The sequence below is a fragment of the Arthrobacter sp. H41 genome, assembly GCF_000520535.1.
Taxonomy (GTDB): domain Bacteria; phylum Actinomycetota; class Actinomycetes; order Actinomycetales; family Micrococcaceae; genus Arthrobacter_D.
The window spans coordinates 8,300-10,636 of sequence record NZ_KI914796.1; the positions used below are offsets into that span (position 1 = coordinate 8,300).

Genomic DNA, 2,337 nt, shown 5'->3' on the forward strand with positions numbered 1-2,337 from the left:
TCGCCGCCGATTCCGAGCGACAGGGCTACGTGCCCTCGCTGTCGACCATGGACTCGGCGGCCGGACACCTTCCCACCGAAGGGCCCGTGGTCGTGGTCACCGCTTCCTACGAGGGCCTGCCTCCGGACAACGCGCGGAAGTTCCTGTCCTGGGCCGCTGCCCTGCCTGCCCGATCCCTCGAGGGTGTCAGCTACGCGGTTTTCGGGTGCGGGAACAGGGACTGGGCCCGCACTTACCAGGCGGTGCCGCGCCTGATCGATGAATCACTGGCCAGGGCCGGTGGTGCCCGGATCCTGGAACGCGGTGAAGCAGATGCGAGGGGGGATTTTTTCGGCGGGTTCGAGGACTGGTACGCCGGTTTCTGGAATGCAGTCGAAAACCGGTTTCATCGAGCGACACGCGCGCCTGCTGCCGGGACCACCCTGGAGGTCGAGTTCACGGGTGGCGTCCTCGGACAGCTGCTGCGTTCGCACGGGCTCGTCCTCGGCACCCTCACCGCCAGCCGGGAGTTGGTCGATCTGGCGAAGCCGGGCGGGCGGTCGACGAAGCACCTCGAGTTCGCCCTGCCGGAGGGCCTGACCTATTGCGCCGGTGACTATCTCGAGGTGCTCCCGTTGAATCCCGCGGACGTCGTACACCGCGCCCTGACCCGGTTCGGTCTCGCCGGTGACGACCAGCTGGTCATCAGGCGGGACCCGCGTACCGATTCGCGGCTGCCCATCGGTGTGCCGATGAGGGCAGGGGACCTGCTTTCCGGTTACGTGGAGCTCTCCCAGCCCGCCACCCGCCGTCAGGTCGGAGAGCTGGCGGCAGCGACCCCATGCGTACCGGAGCGGCGCCGGCTGCAGACTCTGGTCGACGACGTCGACGAATACGCCCGTCGCGTCCTCGACCACCGACGTTCGGTGCTGGACCTCCTTCTGGAGAACCCGGCGGTGCAGGTTCCATTCGCCGCCTTCCTGCGGATGCTCGCACCGTTGACGCCGCGCCAGTATTCGATTTCCTCCTCGGCCAGGTGCAGGAAGGACCACGCGACCCTGACGGTCACCGCCCTGCGGGAGCGGGGGCACCCCCCTGCCGCGTTCAGGAAGGGTGTCTGCTCTGCCTATCTCATGGAAGTTCAGGTGGGAGACAGGGTGGCGTTGGGCGTGAAACCTGCCACGCAGGCGTTCCAACCACCGGCAGATTCCTCCACGCCCATGATTCTGGTGTGCGCGGGGTCCGGAATCGCGCCGTTCCGCGGTTTCCTGCAGGACCGTGCGCTGCAGGCGGAGGAGACAGGGCTGAAAGCGGGACCGGCGCTGCTCTTCTTCGGCTGCCGCGCGCCCGATACCGACTTCCTCTACCGGACGGAGCTGGCCTCGTGGGAGGAGCAGGGGGTGGTGGAGGTGCTTCCTGCCTACTCCCGCTATTCCGGAGGTGGCCCGAGGTACGTCCAGGACCGGCTGTGGGCCGACAGGGCGCGGGTGGTCGAGCTGATGGATCAGGGCGCCAGGTTCTACGTATGCGGGGACGGGCCCCGAATGGCATCGGCGGTACGCGCCGTCTTCCTGCGCATCCACCGAGAGGAAAGGGGCGGGACAGGAGAAGAAGCGGCAGCTTGGCTGGAGGACCTCGAAGGTAAGAGCGGGCGTTACGTCACTGAAGTCTTCCGGTGATCTTGAGCCGCGAGCGCTGCGCCATGGCCACCGCTGGACGCGGGCGGTATAGTAAGCCTACTGACGAATAGGGAATCGTTTCGTCATCGCCTGTTCTAGTTGAAGGAGACACTATGAGCACGACAATCGAAAAGCGCATCCTGGTGAACATGCCGGTGAGCACGGTCTACAACCAGTGGACCCAGTTCGAGGAATTCCCCCATTTCATGGGCGGCGTGAAGAGCGTGACGCAGCTGAGCGATGACCGTCTCGAGTGGGTCGCCGAGCTTGCCGGCGTTCGCCGGCAGTGGGAAGCGAGGATTCTCGAGCAGATCGTGGACCGCAAGGTGTCCTGGGCCGCGACGGAGGGTGCGACGAACGCCGGCTCGGTGACCTTCGAAGACGTGGGAGGCGGCCAGACATCGGTACACCTGACCCTTGAGTATGAGCCTGAGGGCCTGGTGGAAAAGGTCGGCGACAAACTCAACGTGGTGGAGAACCAGGCCGAAGGGGACCTGAACAGGTTCAAGGCGTTCATCGAGGATGAAGGCTACGCGACCGGCGCATGGCGCGGGTCGGTCGGCGGCACTTCCGTCGGGACGCCGGGCGTCGAGGACGCCGCAGGATCGCGGGGAGACAAGGGCAAGGCGGGCGTTTCGGGGAAGGTGGCCGCGGGCGTCGGGCTAGCTGCCGCTGCGGC

The 2,337-nt window shown here is 66.5% G+C and carries 2 protein-coding genes; both read left to right on the forward strand.

Annotated elements, in window-relative coordinates; translation table 11 throughout:
• A partial coding sequence (locus Y705_RS18805; protein WP_173401069.1) for a diflavin oxidoreductase occupies window positions 1-1,658 on the forward strand: 1,658 nt, incomplete at its 5' end.
• A 113-nt stretch (window positions 1,659-1,771) separates the two neighbouring features.
• The coding region (locus tag Y705_RS23140; RefSeq protein WP_253908563.1) for an SRPBCC family protein at window positions 1,772-2,337 on the forward strand (566 nt) is incomplete at its 3' end.